20 protein-coding genes are annotated in these 23,314 nt (G+C 67.2%); 3 read left to right on the forward strand and 17 right to left on the reverse strand.

Annotation, left to right across the window (positions count from 1 at the left end; genetic code table 11):
* Nucleotides 1-2: 2 nt before the first annotated feature.
* Genes BXU08_RS05050 through BXU08_RS05125 form a run of 17 tightly spaced genes read right to left on the reverse strand, consistent with a single transcriptional unit; the run spans nucleotide 3 to nucleotide 19,808 of the window.
* On the reverse strand, nucleotides 3-1,232 hold the full coding sequence (locus tag BXU08_RS05050) for a hypothetical protein (protein ID WP_077509091.1): 1,230 nt from the start codon (nucleotides 1,230-1,232) through the stop codon (nucleotides 3-5).
* A 3-nt stretch (nucleotides 1,233-1,235) separates the two neighbouring features.
* Nucleotides 1,236-2,885 (reverse strand): collagen-like protein, encoded by a 1,650-nt coding sequence (locus tag BXU08_RS20455; RefSeq protein ID WP_216352899.1) that lies wholly within the window; start codon nucleotides 2,883-2,885, stop codon nucleotides 1,236-1,238.
* Between the two features lie 33 nt (nucleotides 2,886-2,918).
* Complete coding sequence (locus BXU08_RS05060; protein ID WP_077509092.1) at nucleotides 2,919-5,534, reverse strand: phage tail protein; 2,616 nt, start codon at nucleotides 5,532-5,534, stop codon at nucleotides 2,919-2,921.
* A complete protein-coding gene (locus BXU08_RS05065; protein ID WP_077509093.1) occupies nucleotides 5,534-7,834 on the reverse strand; it encodes a baseplate J/gp47 family protein in 2,301 nt (766 codons plus the stop codon). Before BXU08_RS05065 ends, BXU08_RS05060 begins: the two co-directional genes overlap by 1 nt.
* The gene (locus tag BXU08_RS05070) at nucleotides 7,834-8,220 is read right to left on the reverse strand and encodes a GPW/gp25 family protein (protein ID WP_077509094.1); all 387 of its coding nucleotides are present in this window, start codon (nucleotides 8,218-8,220) and stop codon (nucleotides 7,834-7,836) included. The genes BXU08_RS05065 and BXU08_RS05070 overlap by 1 nt, the downstream gene beginning before the upstream one ends.
* Nucleotides 8,217-10,265 carry a hypothetical protein gene (locus BXU08_RS05075; RefSeq protein WP_077509095.1) on the reverse strand — a complete coding sequence of 683 codons (2,049 nt, stop codon included), beginning with the start codon at nucleotides 10,263-10,265 and terminating at the stop codon, nucleotides 8,217-8,219. The genes BXU08_RS05070 and BXU08_RS05075 overlap by 4 nt, the downstream gene beginning before the upstream one ends.
* Entirely contained in the window at nucleotides 10,262-10,978 is a 717-nt protein-coding gene (locus BXU08_RS05080; RefSeq protein WP_077509096.1) for a phage baseplate assembly protein V, read from the reverse strand. The genes BXU08_RS05075 and BXU08_RS05080 overlap by 4 nt, the downstream gene beginning before the upstream one ends.
* The gene (locus tag BXU08_RS05085; protein WP_077509097.1) at nucleotides 10,978-12,051 is read right to left on the reverse strand and encodes a phage late control D family protein; all 1,074 of its coding nucleotides are present in this window, start codon (nucleotides 12,049-12,051) and stop codon (nucleotides 10,978-10,980) included. The genes BXU08_RS05080 and BXU08_RS05085 overlap by 1 nt, the downstream gene beginning before the upstream one ends.
* On the reverse strand, nucleotides 12,051-12,212 hold the full coding sequence (locus tag BXU08_RS19770; RefSeq protein ID WP_171982426.1) for a hypothetical protein: 162 nt from the start codon (nucleotides 12,210-12,212) through the stop codon (nucleotides 12,051-12,053). Before BXU08_RS19770 ends, BXU08_RS05085 begins: the two co-directional genes overlap by 1 nt.
* A 10-nt stretch (nucleotides 12,213-12,222) precedes the next feature.
* Nucleotides 12,223-12,996, reverse strand: a complete 774-nt coding sequence (locus BXU08_RS05090; protein WP_077509098.1) for a peptidoglycan-binding protein — start codon at nucleotides 12,994-12,996, stop codon at nucleotides 12,223-12,225.
* Nucleotides 12,993-13,466: a phage tail protein gene (locus BXU08_RS05095; RefSeq protein WP_077509099.1), complete on the reverse strand. Its 474-nt coding sequence runs from the start codon at nucleotides 13,464-13,466 to the stop codon at nucleotides 12,993-12,995. The genes BXU08_RS05090 and BXU08_RS05095 overlap by 4 nt, the downstream gene beginning before the upstream one ends.
* 1 nt (nucleotide 13,467) lies before the next feature.
* On the reverse strand, nucleotides 13,468-15,651 hold the full coding sequence (locus BXU08_RS05100; RefSeq protein ID WP_077509100.1) for a phage tail sheath C-terminal domain-containing protein: 2,184 nt from the start codon (nucleotides 15,649-15,651) through the stop codon (nucleotides 13,468-13,470).
* A gap of 4 nt (nucleotides 15,652-15,655) precedes the next feature.
* The gene (locus BXU08_RS05105; protein ID WP_077509101.1) at nucleotides 15,656-16,108 is read right to left on the reverse strand and encodes a phage tail protein; all 453 of its coding nucleotides are present in this window, start codon (nucleotides 16,106-16,108) and stop codon (nucleotides 15,656-15,658) included.
* Nucleotides 16,109-16,119: 11 nt separating this feature from the next.
* Entirely contained in the window at nucleotides 16,120-18,030 is a 1,911-nt protein-coding gene (locus BXU08_RS05110; RefSeq protein WP_077509102.1) for a phage tail sheath subtilisin-like domain-containing protein, read from the reverse strand.
* A gap of 19 nt (nucleotides 18,031-18,049) precedes the next feature.
* Nucleotides 18,050-18,931 (reverse strand): hypothetical protein, encoded by an 882-nt coding sequence (locus BXU08_RS05115; protein ID WP_077509103.1) that lies wholly within the window; start codon nucleotides 18,929-18,931, stop codon nucleotides 18,050-18,052.
* Complete coding sequence (locus BXU08_RS05120) at nucleotides 18,928-19,512, reverse strand: Pvc16 family protein (RefSeq protein WP_077509104.1); 585 nt, start codon at nucleotides 19,510-19,512, stop codon at nucleotides 18,928-18,930. The genes BXU08_RS05115 and BXU08_RS05120 overlap by 4 nt, the downstream gene beginning before the upstream one ends.
* Entirely contained in the window at nucleotides 19,512-19,808 is a 297-nt protein-coding gene (locus BXU08_RS05125; protein ID WP_150125419.1) for a hypothetical protein, read from the reverse strand. Before BXU08_RS05125 ends, BXU08_RS05120 begins: the two co-directional genes overlap by 1 nt.
* A gap of 496 nt (nucleotides 19,809-20,304) precedes the next feature.
* Between BXU08_RS05125 and BXU08_RS20120 the strand changes: the two genes are divergently transcribed.
* The 3 genes from BXU08_RS20120 to BXU08_RS05140 all read left to right on the forward strand — a co-directional run bounded on the left by BXU08_RS20120 (nucleotide 20,305) and on the right by BXU08_RS05140 (nucleotide 23,294).
* Nucleotides 20,305-21,039, forward strand: coding sequence for a response regulator transcription factor (locus tag BXU08_RS20120; protein ID WP_216352900.1), 735 nt, complete (start codon nucleotides 20,305-20,307; stop codon nucleotides 21,037-21,039).
* A gap of 107 nt (nucleotides 21,040-21,146) precedes the next feature.
* Nucleotides 21,147-22,271 (forward strand): DUF47 family protein, encoded by a 1,125-nt coding sequence (locus BXU08_RS05135; protein WP_253190575.1) that lies wholly within the window; start codon nucleotides 21,147-21,149, stop codon nucleotides 22,269-22,271.
* Between the two features lie 9 nt (nucleotides 22,272-22,280).
* A complete protein-coding gene (locus BXU08_RS05140) occupies nucleotides 22,281-23,294 on the forward strand; it encodes an inorganic phosphate transporter (protein ID WP_077509107.1) in 1,014 nt (337 codons plus the stop codon).
* Nucleotides 23,295-23,314 lie beyond the last annotated feature (20 nt).

Raw genomic sequence — 23,314 nt, forward strand, 5'->3', positions numbered from 1 at the left:
CGTCACGGGATCAGCGGATAGTTCGCGTAATCCCAATGGTTGAGATTGAACCGCGCGTCGCCGCGGTACGGCAGGTGGCCGCTGGCGAAGAGCAGGATGTCGGCATTGCTCTCCATCCGGGTCTGGGCGATCCGGTAGAGCCAGACCGCATGCTCGCTCGCGGTGTCGATCGCCGGCGCGGCGAAGCTTTCGCGGAGCAGCGGCTCGACCGCGCTCGCATCGAGGTACATCGGCCCGCGGACGGTCATCCCGGCGAAGAATTCCGCCAATCGGCTGTCGGAGATCCCCGGCAGCAGCCCGGCGGGAGGCAGGAAGGCGAAACGGTCCTTCGCCACCACCGACGGCAGGTTGCCGATGCCCGCGATTTCATCTTGGAACTGACGGAACATAGCCCTGCCCAGGCCCGCCCGGCGCGGCTCCGAAATGGTGCTGACCACGCTCTCGGGATCACTGAGCCCGATCGGACGGCGGACGCTCCAATTGTCGGTGAAAACATGGCCGGCGCTGGTGAAGGCGATCAGCGCGAGCGGGACTTCGCCATCGCTGAGGCCATGGCCACGAATCGTCTCGACCAGATCGTCGACGCGCGGCCCGCTGCCCCGCAGATCCGCAGGCCAGCCGGGCAGCACGCCCAGGCCAAACGCCTCATAGGCCACGCGATTGCGGAAATCGGGCTGACCGGGATCGGCGTCGTAGAGTTCGTTGCGGATCTCGAGCAGGCGGAACTGCACGGCCTCCACTGTCACGTCGAGCGCGCAGCGCGGGCTGGCATCGCCCATGCCACTGACCGCCGCCCGCCCCTCGCTGGTGAAGGCCGGTGCGATCGTCAGCAGATACAGCCCTGCCCCCGCGACATAATCGCCGTCGGCAAGCGGCGCACAATCGCCGAACAGGCAGGCGACATTGTCCGCCCCCGGCGTTGCCGCGCGATCGAGCGCGAGCGTAACTTCGTGCTTGAGGCACAGCATCGCGCCCTGCCGGTTCACCGCCACGCCGGGCTGGACCGAAGCCGCAGGACGTCCCCCCGGCGCGATATTGCCCCGGAACGCCACGCGGAGCCCGTTGGCGATGCCGTCGCCGAGCGCGAGACCGATCCGCGCATCGGCCTCGCGCCGGGCGGCCTGTTCGCGGCTCATATCGTTGCCGGTCAGCAGGCGGCCATTGAAGAAGTTGACCGTGCGGATCGCGTCCTCTCCGAACGGCTCCTGCAGCGCGACGAAATCGCTGGGCATGGCTCAGCCCCTCTTCGTCGAAGTGAAGTCCGCGATCTGGAACCAGCGTCGCTCGCCGTCCGAGATGATCGTTCGTGCCTGGTCGGATGGGATGATCAGCGAATAGTCCCAGTCGATCATGTCATTGTTACTGAGCTGCATGTCGAGCGCGCCGCCGGTCGTGCGGAAGAAGAAGGTCCGGCCGACACCCGCATCCTTCGCCGACGGCATCTTCAAGCGAGTTGGCGCGAAGGTCACGATGACATCGTAGAGCTCGTGGTCCTTGGTCAGATCGAGCGAAATGTCCGGCGAACCATGTGCAAAGAGCGGCCGCAGCTTGAATGGCCCGCCTCCCGAGCCAGGGTCGCCCTTCGGCCCTTGCTGCCCGTCCGGCCCTCGCGGGCCCGCCGGTCCAATCGGTCCGATCGGTCCAACGGGCCCCGTGCCCCCGGCGGGCCCGGCCGGGCCGGCTGGCCCCACCGATCCGGTGCCGCCCGGCCCGATAGGTCCCTGCGGACCCGCGGGTCCTTGAGGACCAATGGGTCCCTGCGGTCCCATCGGACCGGCGCCGCCCGGCGCACCGGGATCGCCCGGATTGCCCTGCGGCCCTTGCGGCCCCTCGGGGCCCGGCGGCGGGCTTGCCCATTTCTGGTCCTCGTCGGTCATGATGCCAAGCGCTGTCTGGACCAGATGGAGGGGTGCGATCAGCGGCCGGCGGCCCTGCTCGACTATGACGTCGACAGCGTCACCATTAACCGACCAACCCGCCGCGGCGTCGCCGCCGATATGCGTCAACGGCACTTCCAGTGCGGCGAGCAGTACACAATCCTGCTCGCTGCCTGCCGGATCGCTGCAGCGGCGCGCCATCACCCGCGGGCGATATTCGGTGATCCAGATGCGATAAGCGAGCTTGAGGAAGCCGTCATACTCGTCGATCGAGACGCCCACCGGCAGCGGCGGCACGGGCGGCGAATCCCAATCCGGCGGCGAAGCATCCTCGACATCGGCAGTGACGATATCGAGCGCCTCGCGGATCGCAGCGGCCCAATCGTCGGGCCCCAGCGGCGGCGATCCGGGACCTTCATCGGCGATGTCGTCGAGCCAGGCGGAGAAGGAGGCGATCGCGTCGACCTCCCATTGCTCCGGCGCGTCGAGCCCGAAATCGAGGCAATAGTCGTCGGCAACCCGCGACGGCTGCATCAGCGCCGCCTCGGAGCGGCACGGCTCGCCCGGCACCGGCACCGGTGCGATCGCGCAGTCGCGGTAGCACAGCGTCAGGTACAAAGTGATCGAGGTTGCCGGTGGCGAGCCTGCGGTGCGCTCCGATACGCGACGGGCATTGTCGGGGTCCTGCAACCAGCCGTTGAGCGAGCCGCACTGGTCACGCCCGACGCAGATCAGCCGGCCTGACGGCGCCGCTGCCGAACCGGCGGTGATGTGGACGCGCGGCCCGTTGGTCTCGCCATCGTCCTCGACACGCACTGCCAGGCCGCTGGCGGTGCCATAGCCGATCAGGTCGCGAACCATCCATTCGCTGCGCCCGACGAGATAGGCGTGTTCCTGGACATAGTCGGCAACGCCCAGGACCATGCCCTTGACGAAATTGACGTGTTGGCCGGGATCTGGCGTGCCGATCGCAGGCACGGTTGCAGTGGTGGCGTTACAGCAGCCCATGAGTTGCCTCCGGCAGGTTTTGGGGGGCGCGGCTCAACATGCGAGCCGCGCGCGGTCAGGAGTGAGGGGAAGCCCGTCGGGGCCGATGAAGCTCTCGCCGATATACGCCTTGCCGAGGATCGCCGGCGGCAGCAGCTCGGGTGCGCGGCTGCCCGCGCCGATCGCGGTGTCGTATTCGAGCCGCGCCTCGCCGATCCGGTTCATCGCGAAGTAGAAGCGCACGTCGAAGATCGTGTGCGCGGGCTTTTCGAGATTGATGATCCGCCGCGCCAGTGCCTCGCGCCGGCGCAGCGTCTCGGCATCGGTCGCATCGGTTGCGCTCACCGGGAGCAGCACGGAAAAACGATGGGCGGTGCGATCGATCGGGAGCAACTCCTTCTCGAATTCCTCCCAGTCGGCGCGGGCCTTGGGCGTCACCAGTGCGGTGTCGGCCAGCGCGATCTCGCCGAAGCGCTTCCAGTCGCTGCCATGCGCAGTGTTGAGTGGCAGCAGCCGGCGGTAACGCCCTTCGAGAAAGCGCTGCCACAGGCTGCGATTGTGCGATGCGAGCTCGAGGAACTTGCTCCATGCCACGGCGAAGGCGGCGGGCACGTCGCGGCGCGGAAGCGTCAGCATCGGTGCGGTCGCGCCGCGGGCGCGCTGGAAGGCGATCCAGTTGGCGCGTTCGGTGAGGCCGGCATCATGCGTGGGAAGATCGACCACGCTGCTGGTGTCGCCTGCGCCGATCCGGCCAAGCGTGCGCGTGCGATAGCTCTCGACGATGCGGATCGCGCCTTCGCAGCGGCAGTCCGCGTCGCTGAACAGGGTGCCGTCGAGCGGCTGACCGAAGGCGAGCGCAAGCGCGCTCTCCAGCCCGCGCATCGTGCCGCGCCAGCCGAAGAAACGGATCGCATGGGCGATGAACAGCCGCCGCCGCGCTTCGCTCCACGATGGGTCGAGCGCGACGTCGAACCATTCGGCGAGCCAGCCCAGCGCCTCCACCGGCGCGGTCCGGGTGTCGAACAACGCCTGCGCAGTGATCATCCGCGCCTCGATCACGCTGGTCGTGCCCTGCATGTTTGCGAGGAAGCGTTCGAGGAAATCGGCGGGCTCGGGATCTTCGCGATAGAGCGCGGGGAGGTAGCGCTCGGCCCAGGAGATCCGCGGCCATGAGGCACGCAGCGCGCGCAGCCGCGGGCTTGAGTCGCCGTCGCTGGAAAGCGTCAGCCGGACTTCGAGGAAGCGCCCTTCGATCCGCTGGAACAACAGCTCGAAGGTGCCGTGCTGGGCAAGCGGATCGGTCGTCACCAGGGCAGCCGCCGAATGCGCCGCCAGTTCGCTCCCCGAGCGCGACAGGATTGGCGAGGGCTGCACCAGCCAGTCGCCCAGATCGTCCGCCTCGTCGCTCGCGCGGGCCTCGACCAGGATGCGGGTGCCCGGCGGCACGCAGCCGTCAAGCCGCAGCCGGTCCCACACCGCGCTGGGCATCCGGCTGTCGAACAGCGGAGTGCGGAAGCTGGCGAGTCCGCGAAACTGCTGGCGCGGCTTCTCGACCACGCGCGGCCAAGTGGGCGCCGGGCCGCTGTCATAGCTGGCGTTACCCTCGACCGAGACCAAGGCACGTCCGCCATGGCGGCGCAGCGGGAAGCTCTCAGCGGTCTCGCGGAGTTCGAGTCCGTCCTCGTCATCGAGACGGAAAGCGCGCAGTTGGTTGCCGGTTTCATCGGAGACCAGCACGCGCAGCACGCTCTCGCTGCCGCGCAAGAGCACTTGGCCCGCGACCATGTCGTGCGGCACGAAATCGAGCTGCAGTGCGGCCAGCGGCGCGCCCCCCTCACGCCAGAGATACAGCGCGGCCGGTGCGCGCGACAGGATGGCGACCGCGCCGTCGGGCAGTGCCGCGATTGCGATCGGATTGATCGCGGGATCGAGCAGCGTCAGGTCGTGCCCCTCGGCCGAAATCCCCGGGGCGCGCGTACGTGCCGCACCGCTGACCGGCTGGAACAGCTCGGGCACTTCCTCGCCCAGCCCGCCGCCGACCAGTGTTGCCCGCGCATCCAGCGCAAACAGGCGCTTTGCCTGGCCGTCTAGCAACCACAGGCCGCTGTCGCAGCGCGGTTCGAGATCGGTGACCGTAGGCGCGCCCTGCGCCGGCCAATCGAAATGCAGCGGTGTGCCGCCCGCGACAAGATCGAAGCTGTCGAGCCCGCGGTCGCTCGCGGCGATCAGCCAGCCATCGCCGGTCGCCGCCAGCGCGCGATAGGTCGCCGCTACCGGCACACGATCATCGTGCGGGACGAATAGCTGTGGCGTGGGGCGCTGGGCACGCGTGTCGGGCCAGAAGCGCGTTACCGAGCCATCGCCGCGCGAGCGCACGAACAGCTGCGTCGCATCATCGCCGATCCAATAAACATTGCCGAACCGGTCGGCAGCGGCGGCGCGGCGGATCTCGGGCGACAGCGGTGCCTCGCCGGGCGTGAATGCCAGCGGATCGCGCAGCGGCGCCAGGGTGAGCTCGTTGCGTTCGTCGTCCCAGCCCGGCGCAGCCTTGGGCTGATCGCCTACAGCCAGGTCCCAGACCATCGCCAGTGTCGTCGCATCGTCCATGCGGCCACGCGCCCAGTCGGTCTCGCCGAGCAACAGGTGGAATCGCTGGCCGTCGGCGTTCATCAGCACGTCTCCGCCACGACGGGGACCGGCAGCAATGCCGAGCCGTCGCCGGTGCCGCCGCCCGGACCGCTGCCACCGGCGCCCGAGCCGATGTCGCCACGCAACAGGCTGATGTCGATCGGGTCGCCACCCACCACCGAGATGCCGGCGAGTTCGGGCAGTTCGATCCCAGTGATCGACACCGCGTCGAGCTTGGCGCCGGTATCGAGTGCAAGCTGGATATCGGCGACCTCGACGACACCGGGAACACGCGCCGCCTCCGCCATCAGCGCACGGGCATGGACCGGTCGACCGAGCGGCCAGCCGCGCAACGCCGGATCGACGTCCGGGCCATAGAGCGGACCATCGGTGGTCGAGAAATCGCTGCCTTCGGGCGGCAACGGGTTGAGATATGCCCGCAGCCGCACCTTCACCGCGTCGGCGACTTCGGCGATCGTATAGCCCCCGCCGACTTCAATCCCGACCGAGACCCAGATTCGCTTGTAGATCGGACCCCGCAGTACGAGCTCGGTCGTCACCAGTCGCCGCGGATCGAGATAGGCGCACAGCGCATCGAGGAACGGCGCATCTGGGCGCGGTGCCGCGGGATGATCGGGATCGTGGCGTGGCGCGACGAGCAGAGTCACCACGCCCGGAACGGTGCCGATTGCGCCGGGGGCGAGATCGGGGTGCCAGGCCGCCAATACGTCGATGCGGCCGATCGACACGCCGGGGGTGCGCCACGCGATGCTGCGGAAATCGGCTTCGGTGACCAGCCGATCGCGATGCTGGAGCATCCGCTGGACCTGCTTCTCGCCCGATCGCACGCTTTCGGCGTCGGTGCCGCCCCAGGTCGCGATCGGGTTGGTGCCGGAATAGCCCTGCGGTGCCAGTGGCCCGACCTTGAGCGCATTGGGACCGACATTGCCCTCCTGCCCTTCGCTATATTCGTACCGCGCATAGAGCCGATCGCCCGAGCCGGGACGCCTGCCCGCCAGCCCGTCGCCGAAGCTGACGATCCCCGCCTCAGGATCGACGCGGAACGATGTCGCCGGCCCGAGCTGCTGGGTGGTGCCGGGCACGGGAACTTCTGGTGCGGCGGCGAGGAGATCGTCGATCGCGTTCCATTCGGTCTCGGTGCCTTCGGGGGAGACGCTGACGATCGCGACGCTGCCTTCGAGCACCGGCGCCTTGGCGAGCTGGCGAGCCTGGTCGGGGCTGCCGTCGCCGTCGGGCAGTCGCTCGGCGCGGATCGTCTCGAACTGGCGGACGCCGACCGCGTTGATCCCGGCCCAGCGCAGCCGCACCTCGGCCGCCGACGAGGCGCGCACGCGGATCCAGGTGACCAGGGTTTCGGCGATCACACTGTCGTCGATCGCCGGCGGCAACTCGCCCACGCCCGCCTCGAACGGATCGAGATTGTTCCAGAGCTTTAGCGCGTCGGCTTCGGGCAAGCCGATCTCGACTACGCCGGTCGCGCGCGACGGATCGAAGTCGGCACGGGCATTGAGTGCACGCCAATCGGGTGCAGGCCGTCCGCCGACGAACAGCAGCTCACCATTCACGCTCGGTCGGGCGATGTCGTAGCGCAGCAGGTCGGCGGGCGCCGTGGTCGCACTGCCCACCGGAATCTCGAGCTGCTCGACGTCGTCGGCAGGCGCGAGGCCAAGCGACAGGTTGCGCCCCGCAATCGCCTCGCGGATCAGCTTGGTCGGGTCGTCGCCGGTGCCGAGATCGTTCTTGCGCGCCACCAGCGCGATCCACAATGTCCGGTCGATCGTCTCGGCCAGGTCGAGCGGCCCCTGCGCCGGATCGAACGGCGCACTTTGATACAGCGTGAGGTTGGCCGGCAGCGTTGCGCCGTATGAGGCGTAGAGCAGCTCGTAATATTTGCGCAGCTCGGGCGTCGGGTTGAGCACCGGCCGCTTGACGAACAGCCGCGCTTCGACAGGCAGCACGTCGAGCCCGGTGACCGTGCGGAACGGCATCTGTCCCGCCAGCAACTCGAAATCGCGCTGGATCGTCTGAGTGGCCAGCGCGCCCTTGTCGTTCTTGAACGCCACGATCCCGCGTGCCTCGCTGGCGCTGCGCAGCGGGATGCCGAGTAGCTTGAGGAACTTGGCGCGGTTGCGCTCGGGGATTTGGTTCGCGCGGTAGATCAGGTTTTCCGTGAGGAATGCGAAGAGCTGGACGATCGTGACGCCCGGATCGGACGGATTGAAATTGGTCCATTCGGGCGTGTGGACGGGAACGCGGGCAAGCGTCTCCTCCACCAGCGCACGATAGTCGCGATCGTCGATACGGGGGGCGGGCAACGGCATCAGCTTCTCCCCAGCGGGATCGAGACGCTCGTGCGCTCGGCGGCGCCGGTCGCGACGAGGCGATAGGCGATGGTGGCGAGCGCGGCGGTGGCGTCGGAGGGATCAGGCGCCACATGGACTCCGTCGAGCGCGATGCGCGGCTCCCAGCGGCTCAGCGAATCCTCGATCGACGCGGCAATGCGGACATGCGTTGCGGGGTTGTTAGGCTCGAACAGATAGCGTCCCAGCCCAGCCCCGAAATCGACCAGCTGGATGCGCTCGCCCGCCTCGGCCTTGAGGATGATCGCGATCGATTCGCGCACATTGGTTTCGCCTTCGGACCAGCGCATCCGCCCGTCCGGGCCGACGCGTGGGGGAAAGCCGAGGCTCTTGCCGAACGGGCTCATGGCTTGCCCTTCAGGCGCGGCAGCGGGAAGCACGCGATGAACCACGGTACCCAGCGGAAGATGAAATCGAGCAGCAACACGATGCAGATCAGCAGGATCAGCGCGCACAAGGTGATGATCGGGATCGACAGCGAGCAGATCATGCCGATGTCGACGTTGCTGCCGCCCTTGCAGCCGCCGCCCTCGGCGCCCTTCTTCATCTTGATGCTCTTGTGGAACGGCCACGGCAGTACCTGGAGCACCAGGTCGATGAAACCGAACCCCTTGGCGCGCTGCACCTGACCGCAGAGCAGGTCCGACATCACGAATGCCGTACCGCGCCCGTGCTTGCGCAGCCCCGCCGGGCTGGTGTCGGTCGGCAGAGTGATCGTGATCGGCCGCACCGGCGCATCGGGGTCGAAGAAGCTGGCAAGCTTGAACTGCTCGGTGCCCTTGGACAGCGTCGGCGGATGCAGCGGCCCGCAATCGGCGTTCATATGGACCATGCGGACGATGAACAGTCCCTGGTCGCCCGCGGTCTTGATCATCACGTCGCGCAGCTTCATCGCATGCGGGATCGGCTGGACATTGGCCTCGTCGCTCTGGGGCAGCGCGCGCGCCAGCAGCGCGGTAAAGCGGTCGAGCTTCTCGATATCGATGTTCACGTCCGGGCTGTCGCTCGGCTCGGTGATCACCGTCTCGTCATTGGCCGGCGGATCGAGCGCGGCGCTGAACGGATCGCCGCCCGCGAGCACCACCTTATAGGGCCCATCCAACGTCGCGCCGGCCGCGGTGCTCCCTGGAGGCACCATCCCGACCAGCTGGAAATGCAGGTTCGGCCAGTCGGCATTGGCCTTGGTGCCGTCGGCATAATGCGTCGTTACCGCTTCAAGCTTGTCCTCGAACTCGCGGATGTGGAGCAGCGCCACGCGCATCGACGCCGCCTTGGTCTTGCCGGCCGGCGGCGTAGGGCCGCCCGGCGCAAGGGTGTTCAAGCCGCGCCAGGCCGCCTGCTCGGCTGCATTCAGGGTGGCTGGCACTGTCGTCGCGGACAGCGCGGCGCTGAGGCGCGGAACATGAAGGTCCATCCACTTGCGCAGATCGAGCAGCAACAGCCACGACTGGTGCTGATATTGATAGTTATAGTCGCTCACGCGCTCGGCGCGGTCGGGGGCGGTCTCCTTGGAGTCCGGCGTCCGGGTGATGAACTCGTCGGCACCCTTGAGCGCCGCGCGGACCAGCGCCTTCCAAGGCTCGACCACTTCGATGCGGAGCTGCGCGGTGCGCGCGATCGTCGTGTTGGGCCGAGTTGCGGGCGCACCGGGCTTGAGCGCCGCCATCTGCCCCGCGGCGAGCGAGACCGGCGCGGTTACCACTGACTTGCCGAGATATTCCTCCCGCCGCGCGACCGGGATCATTCCCGCCCAGATCGTCCGCGGTGCGCCTTCCTCGTCGCGGTGTTGGAGCGGGAACAACGGCAGTTGTTCCTCGCCCGGCGCCAGCCCGGCGTCCGCCTCCACGCGCTGCCAGCGCGCGTCGGCGCCTTCGCGGACATAGGCATATTCAACCAGCGGCACATTGGCTTCGGCACGGCCAGACGCGGGGAGCATCCGGCGCATCACGAAGCCCACCGTCTCGTGTCCGCCCGCCACGGCACGCTCGGGCAGGCCGGGGATCTGGCATGCGAGCGTGCCCGCGACGAGATAGTAGCGCAGGTGCGCCGGCTGATAGAGCTTGAGCTCCTTGTTGACCGGGAGCGGCGGCGGTGGCGCCGCGGGTGCCGATCGCCAGAAGCGCTTGCGCTTGGCTTCCTTCATCGGCGCGGGCAGCGGCACCCGAATGACGGAGTCGAGCAGGTCACCGGGCATCGGCGGATCGCGCCAAGTCTCGGGCCGCGCGATCCGGTCGGAGATCCGCGCAGGCTCCTCGGCCAGCGTCGCGAGCAACTGTTCCATGAAATCGTCGCTGGCGAAGCGCAGCAGCTGCGGGCGCGCTTGGAACGGCGTCGTCCCCCGCCAGAGCGGCCGCGGCGCCTGCCACGTCACCTTGTGCGCGAGCGCGTTCACCAGATATTCCCCGCGCCCGGCGTGTAGGTCGTCGAGATCACTGTGTTCGAGATCAAGGTGTCGCACTTCACGATGCCCGAGAAGGTCGACATGCCCGCATCGACCTTGACCATCCCCGCCGAGACCGCGACCTGGCTGGCATTGACCGTCACCTTGGCAGCGGCGGTGATCGTGATCCCCGAAGTCTCGAGCTTGACCGAATTGCCGTTCGAATCCTCGATGGTGACCGCGCCCGGCCCGTCCTTCATCGTCAGCTTCTGCCCGCCGGGCGTCTCGAGCTTGAGCGTCTCCTTCCCATTGCTGTCATCGAGCGTGATCTTCACCCCGTTGCGGCTGCGGATGACCTTGAGGTTGTTGCCGCTCGCCATCGATTGCGGCGGCTTGTCCTTGCCGTTCCACAGGCCGCCGAGGATATAGGGCCGCCGCGGATCGCCATGCTCGAACGCGACAAGCACTTCGTCGCCGACATCGGGAATGAACCAGCTGCCGCGATCGTTGCCCGCGAACAGCGTCGCCATCCGCGCCCACGCCTCATAGCCCTGCCCGCCCCCGGCATCGGGTGACCAGTCGAGCTTGATCTTGACGCGTCCCTGCCCGTCCGGGTCTTGGATGTCGGAGACGGTGGCAGGGACCACGCCATACCAGCGCCCGCCCCAGCCCTCGCTCCGGCGCTCGTGGAACTGCGCTTCGCCGCGATCGAGATCGAGGAGCATCACGGCCTCCCCAGCCCGGCGCGCTCGCACCGGAATTCGCTGCGCATGCCCATCGCCTGATCGAAGCGGTGGGTCACCGCAGTCGCGCGATAGTCGCCGTCGAACAGCTTCCCCAGCCCAGTCAGCGCCAATGTCGCGCCGACCCGCAGCGCCGCCTTGGTCTCGGCGACGCCCTCGCCGGTAACGAAGCGCCGCGCCATATGGCGGAAGCTCGCCTCGGCAACCGCGCGCGCCTCGGCATCGTCGCGCGGCAGCGCGTGGGCAATCGTATCGACGCGCTCGCCGAACGCCGACTTCAGGATCTTGGCGCCGCTGTCGGTCGAGCCGGTCTCGCCCGAGACCGCAGCATCGGTAGCCTTGTGGGTCGCGACCTTCTTGTCGGCGACGTTCCACCCGCTCGCGACTACCGCGGTGCGCTGGCTCGCCAGATCGGCCTCGACATGGAATTCCCGAAGCGACCCCGCCCAGCGCAACGCGACCTTCTCGGCCGGCCGCAGCTTGGCGAGATGCAGCTCGGTGCCCTGCACCCAGACCAGCGCATCCTCGCGCCGCGCGAGATCATGGAGCAGCGCGAGATCGCTCTGATTGACCTGCGCGATGCAAACCTGGCTCGCCCCGGTCAGGTCGATCTTGGGCGTAAGCCCATGTTCCGACGCGATCTTCTTCGCGACATCGGCGATCGTCGCGCGCTCGAAGGTGCGCGAGCGCCGCGTCATGCGCAGATCCTGCAGCCGGTCCTCGATCAGCACTCCGATCGTCGGCGGCGCGCCATCGGCATAGTCGGCCGTGACCGCGCTGATCCTGCCTTCGAACAGCAGGTCGTCGCCCAGCTTGACCTTTACCGGCTTGCCGAACTCGATCGTCTTGCGATCGAAATGCTGGAAGCCCGGCGTGTCGCCGCCGCCCCAATTGCCGAACACCAATTCGGCGCGCGCCATCCCCTCGACGCTGTCGACGAGCTCCATCGTCATCAGCGCGGATTCGAGCTTGTCGACCCGCGTCCCGTCGATCTCGATCGTCGGGCGCGCCGGCCGCATCGGCAGCGGCGTGACGTTGGAGGCGGTTGCCGGCATCAGTGTGCCCTCAGCCGTGCGTGGCGCGTGGCGATGCGGCGCAGCGGCGGTCGCAGCTGGAAGACCTCGATCTTCTGGGGCGCCCCATCGCCGGCCGCCTTGTCGTCCTTCTCCTGCCCTGGCGCGGAGACCGCTTCGAATTCGTTGATGACGACCGCCATTGCCTGTTCCTCAATTGATCTTGATCGACGCGCTCGCCGAGAATTTCGGCGGCGTGATCGAAGGCGGCTGGATGTTGGCGCCCGCGGAGAAACCGATCCCCACGCCCGCCCCGGCATGCACGTCGATCAGCTGGCCGGGGGAAAGCCGCAGCGGATCCTCGATGCCGTTGGCGGAGGCCATGCCCTTCCAGTCGGACTTGCCGTTCTTCGCCGCCATGCTCTGCGCGGTGTCGCCCTGCTTGGCCTGCGACATCGGCTTCTGCCCCGGCGACGAAGGCACCTTGCCGTCGCCCTTGAACTCGGCAGTGAGGATCTTCTGCTGCCCTAGCGTCAGCGTGATCTGCGCGCGCAGCGGCTTGCCGTCGGGCGAGAAGTACTCGAGACTCTCTTCCAGCCCCTCGACGATCCCGTCGAACAGGAACGATCCCCAGACGAAGCGCGTCGCCGGCGGCACCATTTTCTTGGCGTCAGCCTTGTCGGGGGTCGGCGTCATGAAGAAGATCACCTTCTGGGTCAGCCGCCGCACGTCGTCGACGGCGTCCTCCATCATCGCCGTGACGTCGAACCACAAGGTCAGCGCCAGCTTGGTCGTACCCGCCCCGACGAACTGCCGCCCGGTATTCCCCGCCGCCTGATCGCCGCCCTGCGGCTGGACCAGCTGGTTGGCGAAGGTCACCTTAAGGGTCTCGGGATTGAACTGGACGCTGACCTTCTGCCCGCCCGGCTTCTCGTTCTTGAAGTCGTCGTCGAGCTGGATCAGCTGGGCTTTGGCGAGCTCGGTCATGCCGCTGCCTTTCCGGGCACGAATTTGAGCGTCTCATAGGCGATCTGCAGTTCCTCGATCGCCACTGCGGCGCCGGTCGAGCTCAGCGTCGGCGCCTTCATCTTGATCGGCACGCAGCGCGAAAGCTGGAAGCGCGCACGTTCACTGCCATCGGGCCCGAGGATCACCACTTCGGCGTCGGCGCGCAGCCGCGGATCGGCAACCGAATCCTCGAACCATTTCCACAGGTCGAAATTCTCGGTCATGCCGCGCTTGAGCGTTAGGTTGGCATAGGCCACCGCACCGTTGACGCGGATCGCGCGATTGTTGGCGCCGCCCTCCTTGATGGTCTTGACGTCCATCGTCATCTCGAGCCCATCGACGTCCGAGAACGCCGCCTCGACCAGCGGCTTGCCTTCGCCCGCGCGGTGGATCTCGACGGCAAAGTTGAACGCGAGAAAGGGATAGGGCCGCGGCTTGCTGTCGGGCATGTCAGCGCTCCTCCGCGACGGTGAACCGCTCGCCAGCCTGGGCGAGTACCAACGTGAGGAAGCGCAGGGGCTGTGCCGGTGCGACGGCGATCTCGACCACAAGCCGGCCGTTCATCCGATCGCTCTCAGTCGCATCCACGACGAGGCGATAGCTGTCGTCCTTGCCCTTGCCGGCAAAGGCGCCGCGGCGGACCATGTCGTCGAGCATATGGCCGAAGCTGCGCTCGATGGCGCGACGGGTGACGTCGCCATTGGGCTCGAACACGAACGGCGCACCGCGGCGGACGCAGACCCGGCGGATCAGGTTCATCAGCCGACGAACGTTGATTTCCCCCCAGTCATATTCGCTCGACAGCGTCATCGCGTCGCTCGCCACGAAGCCGGTTGGCGCGCGGCGCATCAGATTGACCCGGGCACGGGCAAAATCCTCGCGGTCGCGATCGCGGACGACGGGTGAGAGCGCGACGACATCCTCGATCGGGATATTGGCGGGCGCCAGCCATACCCCGCGCTGGCGGGCGCGGCGCGCAAAGGTGCCGGCGACGGCGCCTTCGGGCGGCACGACGAGCCAGTCGGGATCGACGTCGCTGCCCACAGGCGAGGCGATCCACGGGTGATAGAGTGCGGCATGACTGAGCGCGCGGGCTTCGTTCTGCGGCAGCCTTGCCGAAAGCGTTGCGACATGCTGGGCGGCATCGCATGCGCGATAGTGCCGCGGCAGCGAGAGCAAGGCGAACTGGTCACCGATCGCCGCGCAGGCGCGGAGCAGCCCAATCCGGACCTTGAGCAGCGGCTCGGGATCGTAATCGGCGTCGCGCACGGCTTGCCATGCGCTGTCCTGGACGAGGAAGCCGGTGACCGAAGCCATGCTGACATTGCCGTCCAGCTCGGCGCGGACACGGTAATAATAGGCGCCTTCGCGGGACACCTGGACGCCATAGGTCAGCGCCTCGCCACGCCAGATCTCCTCGGCGCCGACGAAATCGGCACGGCCCGCCTCTTCGAGGATGTAGACGGCGCCCGGTTCGGACGCCGACCATTCGAGATCGACGATGCCTGCCGGCTGTGGGCTGTCGGTCTGAGTGAACACTGGCGCGAGCAACAGGCGCGTACTGCAATCGAGAAAGCGTGTTGCGTCCGGCCTGCCTGTCCCGGGCTCCGCCTCGGGGACCGCGCACGATCCAAGATGGTCGCGCCAGTGTGCGGGGATTTCGCCCTGGACATTGGCCGGCGGAACGAGCGTCTCGGGCAGGCGGGGCGCCCAGCCCGGTTGCACCGCATCGGGCACGGCGATCATGCTCGGCTCGGCAAAGTCGCCACCGCCCGGAACGGCGAACGCGCCGTGTAAGCCCAGCAGCGGCACTCCGTCGATGTCACGCATCCGCGCGGCGGTGTCGCCGAGCGCCGCCACCGACATCGCCGCGAGCGCAGGATCGAGGAAGAGCTCGGCATCGAAGCGCGACAAGCCATCGCGTTCCAATGGCGTGCGGGTCTCTGCGTCCGCGCCGACCGGCTCGGACCAGAAATCGGTTAGCGCGCCCAGATTCCAGGTCGCAGGAGACCCCGTTGGCGCGAGCCAGCTACGCGCGCCGGCTACAGATGCTGGATCGGCGTAGAAGCCGTCATCGTCAGCCTGGTTCCACCAACTGTCGGGATCGTCGGGAGAGACGCCAAACGGCCCGGCGACCACCCCGACATCGCCTCGCTCGGCGCGCAGCATCAGCCGAAGCACCCCTGCCCTGCGCTCGACCCGCGCCGAAACGCGGACGTCGTCGGCCCAACTGCCGACGCTGCTCGCCTGCACCCTGGCTCCCGGGATCCCGGCCAGCGTGAAGGTCCGCGCAACGGCGACATTGGCGGTGGAGTTAACGCCGCGCCAGCGCCGTTCGAGTGCCGCAGTGCGCGCGACCCGGATCACCCAGGCGCGCGTGCCGCCATTGGAGAAGAAGCTTCGCACGCTCGGCGCCAGCGCCGCAGTCACCGGCGTCTCGCCATGCGCGAGCACGACATCGCCGCCGAACACCGCCGCATAGGCCGCGACGCTGTCGATCGCGACGGGCCGATGCGTCGGTCCGCGCTCGGCAAAGCCGACGAACAACGCCACGTCCATCCGCGGCAGCGCATCGGGATGCGCCGGCAGCGGGACGTCTACGGCGATGCCGGGAAGGAGGCGACGCGGGTACAAGGGCTCACTCCATCTCGAGCCGCTCGTAGGCGAGCACCATTTCTTCCATCGCCACGTCGGTGCCCTTTGCGTTGAACGGCCCCATCGTCGATTTGATGATCCGCGCGCGAAGCAGCTTCCAGGTGACTACGGCCTGGCTGTGGTCCTCGTTCTGCAGGGTGACCTTGACCGTGCGGAGGGCATTCTGGTTGCCATTCCGGATGTCGTCGAGCCACTGGTAGAGGTTGAGCGATCCGATCACGCCACGTTTCATCGTGACGTCGGTCGACTTGTTCATGCCGGTGATCTTCATCACCGAATTTTCCTTGGAATTGCCCGTTCGGTACTCCGAGACGGTGACTTCCATGCCGATGCCGGACAGCTCCTGGAAACCGGCGGCCGGCCCCTCGGTATTGCCGTCGCCGATATCGACGAGAAAGTTGAATTGAACGTACGGACGATCGCGCAGGACGGCCATGATGAGTCTCCTCAGATCTTGCGGTCGGCCGTCCACTGGCCGATGCGGAAGATGACGAATTCGGCGGGACGCAGCGGCGCGACGCCGACCAGGCAGACCAGCCGCCCGTTATCGAGGTCGTTCTGCGACATGGTCGAGCGGTCGCACTTCACGAAGAACGACTTGTCCGGCTTGTCGCCGAGCAAGGCGCCGTTCTGCCACTCGTTGAGCAGGAAATCCTGGATCGTCGAGCGGACGTTCGCCCACAGGCGCTCGCCATTGGGCTCGAACACCGCCCATTGCGTGCCCTTGTCGATCGAGCGCTCGAGATAGGCGAAGTAGCGTCGCAGGTTGACGTACTTCCACTCGGGATCGCTCGACATCGTCCGCGCGCCCCACAGCCGCATGCCGCGGCCCTCGAAGAAGCGGAAGCAGTTGATCCCTTCCGGGTTCAGCACTTCCTGATGCGCCTTGTTGAGCATCGTTTCGAAGCCGATCGCCAGGGTGACGACTTCGTTGGCGGGCGCCTTGTACACTGCGCGATTGGTGTCGTTGCGGGCATAGATGCCGGCGACGAAGCCGCAGGGCGGGTAATGGTTCTCCTGCCCCGTCAGCGGATCGAGGATCCGCACCCACGGATAATAGAAGGCGGCGTGGCTTGAATCGTAGAGTGCCCTGAGCGCGCGCACTTCGGAGATCGTCTGGCCCTTGGCGCTGTCGACCACCGCGATCCGGTATTTCATCCGCTCGGCATGGCCTATGAGATTGGCGACGATCGCCCGCGAGCGCGGGGTATCGGTCACCATTCCGCCCGGCGCGCAGACGATCGAGATATCCTCGAGCGCTTCGAACGCGACCAGCCCACTCGAACGGTTGGTGATGACGTTGGTCTCGCCGGCATAGGCGACCGGCAGTGGCGTCGCGCCGTCATTGCCACCCGTCAGCCGGACGACAACGCTGCGCTTGGTGCTGCTGCTCTCTGCGTCGAGCAAGACGCTGTCGAGGAGATCGGGTGGCGAAGTGGTGATGTCGAGATCGTGAAGGTCGCGCAGATCATCGAGCACGTCGAGGCCGTGGCTGGCGAACTGGCCGATCACGATCGGAATGGTGCGCGCGCGCGACAGGCTGGCGGGACTTTCGGCGAAATAGGCGAACAGCGAATCCGGTGCGCCGCCGCGTTCGTGGAACGGATCGAGCGGCAGCTCGGCGGCGACGAAGGTCGGCAAGTCACCGGTCACCGGCTCGACGATCACCGTGACGGTCAGCACCCGGACGTCGAGTGGATCGGCCAGCGGATCGGAGGGCGCCGGAAACAGCGGCGCGAGTTCGGTCGCGGTATCGAGATCATCGTCGCCGTCGCCAAGCTTCCAGACGCGGTTGAGCTCGTCCCATAGCAGCAGGCGGAAGCCGTTGACCGGCGCGCCGACCCAGACGACGTCGCGGTTAGCCGTCCCTTTCAGCGAGACGCTGTCGTCGGGATTGCGCGCCAGCCGGTTCTGGCCGAGCGAAAGGATGAAGGTGACGCGGGCGTCGCCGGCACGGCCGGGGAAGCGCGCGCGGACCGCGAAGTCTAGCCGGTCGGCCGGTGAGCCACCGTCGATGTCGGCGGTGTCGGCGCGCGAATAGCCGTCCAGCGCAGCGTTGGTGACCGGAGTGAAGGCGCGGGCGACATAGGCACGCTTGCCGCCTTCCTCGAAGAACGCGCGGACGGCGTTCCACATGTAATTGTCGCTCTCGCCGCCGTCCGAGAATTCGAGCTTGGCCTTGCCGCCATAGGCACGTTCGAATTCGACGAGGCTGGTGACGATCTCCGGCTCGATATCGACCGGCCCATAACGCGTCGCGCCGACAAAGCCGGTGGTAGTCGTGGAAACGCCTTCGATCGACTTCGCGCGGAAGGAGACTTCCTCCACGAACACGCCAGGCGCGAGATATTCGGGCATCACGGTTCTCCTTGGGTTTTCATGACGCCGCCATGACGAGACAGGAGGACGGGCCATCGGGAGTGGAATCGGTGCGCAGCACGAGGCCGCGCCCGAAGCTGAGCAGCTGCGAGGGCAGCGGCTCGGGCGGCGAAAGCGTGGACGCAAACAGCGTGCGCGGATGATCGAGCTGCGCCATCAGCGCGGCGAATTCGGGCGGCTTTGCGGGATCGAGCCCGTCCCAATGGGCGGCGACCTCGATCGCCCAGCGGAAATCGGTGATCGCCGGGGGCGAGGTGGCGAGCGAGGCGCGCGGCCGCTCGGGATAGGGGAAGAACAATACTGCCCTGCCCTGCGCATCAGCCTGGCCGATCGCGCGGACCTCGCCGCCGTGTGACGCCGTGAGCAGTGCCCATGCCGCCGGCCCGCCATCGTCGCGCAGCAGCTGGCAGCGGATTTCGGCGAGCGGGGCCGGCGCGGTGCGTCCCGCGCTGGAGAAGAGCGGGAGCGCGTCGGGCGAGATCGCCGGCGGGCTGGCGTCGTTCGCCAGCGGGAGGAGCAGGTCCTGCGGCAAATCGCCCCATCCCGGCCAATCGACGATGCCGCGCTCGGGCAAGTCGATCACGATACGCAGCGGCAGGAAACGGCCGGCGGGGTCATCGACTTCGACGAGGCACGGCTGGCGCAGCAGCGTCCAGTCCGGGGCATTGGCAAGCGCGTCGTCGGAGAAACCCGGGAAGCGACGCGCGTACCAGACGCCCTTGCCATTAACGTCGAGCGTCGCGTGGCGCGCCGGATTGCGCATCGAGGTGACGGTGACGCGCAGGCCCTGGCCGACCACGCCGCCGGTCGCAACGTCGCGGAAACGCAGGCCGATCGGCGCGGGGCGAACGACGCGTTCGAGCTGCTTGACCGCAGTCACTGAAGCACGCCCATGTCGAGCTCGCGCTCGGTGACGATCGGATATTCGTCCAGCCGTTCCTCGCTGTCGAGAAGGAGCATCCGCATCGCATAGGTCGCGGCGGGCGGCATGTGCTTGATACGGTCCCACAGGGTCAGTTGGTCGGCGATCGCCAGCGGATCGTTGACCATATCGAGCGACTCGGCTTCGGCGAAGATGTCGCTCTCGGCGAGGAAATGGTTGAGCTCGCTGGCGACCAGCGGGCCCAACTCGTGCATCGCGCGCAGCATCCAGCCAAGCAGCCGCTGCTGGCGCTCGGCATCGTCGGCAAAGGGCACGATCAGGTAGTAGAGATCGACGGGCAGCGATGCCTTGAACCGCCGGCCATGGATGTCGGTACGCGGGCCGAGCGCGCGCCGCGAGATGTTGGGCGTGACGCGCCACAGGCAGATCGCCAGCCCCTCCTTCATCGGACTTCCGAAGTCCTTGGGCTGATAGAGTTCGATCGTGAGCGGTCCGCCGAAATCCGCGCTCGGGAAGCGATCGCGAAGCAGCCCGAGGATCGTCGCGCTGGCAGCGGCGATGGCGCGGTAATTGGCCATCAGGCGTGCCCTGCCACTTGCAGCACCAGCGCGGACATCGATGTGCGGTCGAGTTCGACTGCCTGCTGTGCGAGCCGGACGAGACGGCCCTGGCGGCCATCCTCCGAGATCATCAGGATGGCGATGTCGGGAAGCGCGAAGATTTGCTCGATCGTGTCGCCGGGCGCGGACTGGACGACCAGCAGCTGGGCGCCGCTATCGCGCGCCGCCACCAGCGGATCGCTGCCGGGCGCGCTGGGCCCCGCGATCAGGGTGCCGCGATCGCCTAGCATCTGCACTACGATCTCACTGAGCATCGTGGGCATCGGGCCGAGCTGGATGCGAATCGCAATCTTTGCCTCCCCCTCAAGCGGAATGAAGCAAGCCTAGAGCAGGCCGGATTCGCGACCATCGCCCGGACGGTCGACAAATGGCCCATGGCGCGGGCCAGACCATTTCCAGAAACGTTCGGGGTGTAGGCTGACGGCCAGCCAGGCAAGCATTGCTGCGATTTCAATGCGAATAGACCAATCGGTCTAGATCCTGTGGCACAGGGCGCCCCTGCCGTAAGGTCAACCGAAGACCGGACCCCACGGAAGAGTCGTTACGCCCTTTACGTAAAACCCGATCCCGTGATAGGTTCCTGCCATCGCCGCGCTCTGCACCCGATGCAATTTGCGACAAGGCGGATCTCGGGCCCAGACAATTTGACGCTTACCAGTTCGTTATTGCGGGCGGGGATACCCGAACAGTTTCGTGATCTGACTGCCCGTAGCATGCGTTGTCGCGCGTTCGGAGTTGTGAACGATGATTATGAGTCAAGTCAGGACCGGCGATGGTCGCCGCACGATCCGTGTTCTCGTTGTCAGCGACGTACTGCTGTACCGCGAGGGTGTGGCGCGTGGTCTTGCCCAGTCGGGCCGCATGACGATCGTCAATGCGCTGAGCGGGATCGAGGCGGTGGCACAGCTGCCGACGCTCGGCGTCGACGCAATCCTGCTCGACGCGTCGGTGCCCGAGTCCCTGATCGTCGCACGCCAGCTTCGCGCGATCCGCTCACAACTGCCGGTAGTCGGGTTCGGCATCGGCAGCGCCGCGACCAGCCTCGCCTGCGCCGAAGCGGGGCTGATCGGCTTTATCGGGCGCGACGGCACCCTCGCCGAGCTGGAGCACGCGATCGAACAGGCGATGGCCGGCGAAGTCGGCTGCGCGCCGCAGCTGGTCGCAATGCTCTGTCGCCGCGTCGCCGCTCTGTCCGGCACCCCGGCGCAGGTACAGCCCGGCTCCGCGCTCACTCGGCGCGAGCGCGAGATCGCGGCGCTGGCGTCCGAAGGCCTGTCGAACAAGGAGATCGCTATCGAGCTCCGCATCGGGCCGGCAACGGTAAAGAATCACATCCACAATATCCTCGAAAAGCTCCAGGTCCGGCGGCGCGGGGCGATCGGCGCCCATTTCCGCGCGCGTGCCGCGGTCGCCGCCCCAATGCTCGACGAAGAGATCCGCCTGACCAGTCACACATTGCCTGACCGCAGCTTCGCGGCCTGCTGAGCGCGCCGCCGCGGCAACGGCGGCGCTGCCATCTCGCTTGAATTGCACCCCGATTGGAGCCATGGCGGCGGCCCGGCCATCCGCGCCGGCAGCCCGGGAACCCAGTCATTCGCCAGATTGCCGCCCTACCCTATCGGACCGAAGACCCGTCGGTGGACGCCGCGGTTCGCATCCTGCTGATCACGTCGCGCGGCACCGGCCGCTGGGTCGTGCCCAAGGGTAATCCGATGTCGGGCATGGCGCCGCATGCCGCAGCCGCGCAGGAGGCCGAAGAGGAAGCCGGCGTGGTCGGCCCCGTCTGCCCAACCCCGCTCGGCTCGTATCGCTATCGCAAGCGCCGCGGCAGCGGGGCATCGTTGATGATGGATGTCGACGTCTTTCCACTGGCGGTGACGCGCGAGCTTCCCGACTGGAAGGAACGCGGCGAACGCGAGCGGCGGTGGTTCACGCTTGCCGAAGCGGCGGACGCCGTGGAGGAGCCCGATCTTCGCGATCTGATCCGCTCGTTCGGCGCGTCCGAGTTCAAGGCTGCAACCCAGCGCACCGGCATGCTAGGCGCCGTCGCTGAAAAATCGAGGTTAGGTCCGATGTTCGCTTGGTTTCAGCGCCTGTTGCCCCGCACGGGCAACTTCTTCGAATTGTTCGAGGCGCATTCGACGACGGTGATGGCCGGCGCTGATGCGCTCGCGCGCCTGCTCGAAGGCGGACCCGCAGGCACCGAGCATATCCGCGAAGTCATTGAGCGCGAGCACGACGCCGACAATATCACGCGCGAAGTGCTCCAGACGGTCCGGAAAACCTTCCTGACGCCGTTCGATCGCGGCGCGATCACCAGCCTCATCAATGCGCTCGACGATTCGATCGACGAGATGCAGGCAACGGTCAACGCGATCGCACTTTATGAAGTCGCGAGCTTCCAGCCGGAGATGAAGGACATGGCGGGCATCATCGTCGATGCCGCACGCGTCACCGTTGAGGCAATGCCGCTGCTCCGCAACGTCGCGCAGAACAGCGCCCGGCTGCATGAGCTGACCGAGCGTCTGGTCCGCATGGAGGGGCATGCCGACGACATCCACGCCGCCGGGCTCAAGCGCTCGCTCAAGGAGCATGGCGCGACCGACACGCTCAAGTTCGTCGTCGAGCGCGAGCTCTACAAGCATCTCGAGCGGATCGTCGATGCGTTCGAGGATGTCGCGAACGAGATCGACGGCATCGTCATCGACCACGCCTGACGATCTGACATGCACGAACTAGCCCTGCCCCTGCTGATCGGCCTTATCGCCGTCGCGCTGGCGTTCGATTTTCTGAACGGTCTCCACGATGCCGCCAATTCAATCGCCACGGTGGTCGCGACGCGGCTGTTGTCGCCGGTGCAGGCGGTGCTGTTCGCTGCGGTGTTCAACTTTGCCGCCTATTTCCTGACCATCGCGATCCCCTCGCTACACGCCGTCGCCGAGACGATCGGCAAGGGACTGGTCGACAAGGACGTCGTCACCCCCGCGGTGATCTTCGGCGCGCTGGGCGGGGCGATGTTCTGGAACGTGCTGACCTGGCTTAAGGGTATTCCGTCGTCGAGCAGCCATGCGCTGGTCGGCGGACTGATCGGCGCGGGCGTGGCGCATGGCGGGCTGAGCGGCATCCACTGGACCGGACTCAACAAGACGTTGCTGGCGATCGTGCTATCGCCGACCTTGGGCATGTTGCTGGCAATGCTGGTGATGCTGGTCAGCTCATGGCTGCTCCACCGCGCCACCGCGCGGACCGCCGAGCGCAGCTTTCGCGGGCTGCATCTTGTCTCTTCGGCCGCCTATTCGCTGAGCCACGGCCTCAACGACGCGCAGAAGACGATGGGCATCATCACCGTGCTGCTCTATTCTACCGGCCGGCTAAGCGGCGATTTCGAAGTGCCGCATTGGGTGGCGATCAGCTGCTATGTCGCGATCGCGCTCGGCACGATGACCGGCGGCTGGAAGATCATCGAGACGATGGGATCGCGCATCACCAAGCTCTCGCAGCACCAGGGCTTCAGCGCGTCGTTCGCGGGATCGATCATCCTGTTCACTGCGTCTGCGCTCGGCATCCCGGTCTCGACCACGCACACGATCACCGGATCGATCATCGGCGCCGGCACCGCGCGCCGTGCCTCCGCCGTGCGCTGGGGCGTGGCACAAAGCGTTGTGATGGCGTGGATCATCACCATTCCCGCGTCCGCGCTGGTCGGCGCGGCGTTCTATGGGCTGACCCGGCTCTTCTAACAGCTTCGGCAGTTCAGACA

The sequence above is a fragment of the Sphingomonas sp. LM7 genome (genome assembly GCF_002002925.1).
In the GTDB taxonomy this organism is placed as follows: domain Bacteria; phylum Pseudomonadota; class Alphaproteobacteria; order Sphingomonadales; family Sphingomonadaceae; genus Sphingomonas.